Annotated in this window: 1 protein-coding gene; it reads right to left on the minus strand. The window is 39.8% G+C overall.

Going from position 1 to position 676, the window contains the following annotated elements; all coding sequences use genetic code 11:
* Window positions 1-68: 68 nt before the first annotated feature.
* A partial coding sequence (locus tag K9V48_RS28355) for an RNA-guided endonuclease InsQ/TnpB family protein (protein ID WP_224142345.1) occupies window positions 69-676 on the minus strand: 608 nt, incomplete at its 5' end.

The following is a 676-nucleotide window of genomic DNA, read 5'->3' on the forward strand; positions in this document are numbered from 1 at the left end:
ACACAATCTCCACAGGCGTAGATTATACTGTTCGGACACAACCCTGCCCTACAGTTTGATTGATTCAGTTAGTCGGTCACAAGCAGTTGCTCTAATCCTTTTTGGAGGATATTCAGACTTGCATTATAATCCCGGTCCAATACTACTCCGCACTTTGTGCAAATATGTGTACGAATGGAAAGTGATTTTTTTACACGTTTACCACAAGAAGAACAGTCTTGTGATGTGTAGTGTGGTTCTACTTTTACAAGTAGTCCGCCATTTTTCTCACACTTATAAGAAAGCATTTGGCGGAACATTCCCCACCCTGCATCAGAAATCGATTTGGACAACTTACGATTCCGAACCATGTTACGAATGTTCAGGTTCTCCACGCATACAACAGAATAGGTTCGAGACAAGTTATAGCTTAATTTATGTAGGAAATCACGTCTTTGATTGCCAATCTTTTCGTGTAACTGACGGATTCGCATCACTTGTTTTCTATAATTCGAAGAACCGCGTTTCATTTTGGAAAGCTTACGTTGTGCCATTTTTAGTTGTTTTTCCTTTTTTCGAAGGAATGTAGGGTTTTCGACTTCTCTTCCATCAGAAAGAACAGCATATTTATGTAGGCCAACGTCTATTCCGATTGCGTTGTTTGTATCAATATCAGATGGCAACTCTTGTCTTTCGA

The organism is Metabacillus rhizolycopersici (assembly GCF_020075705.1).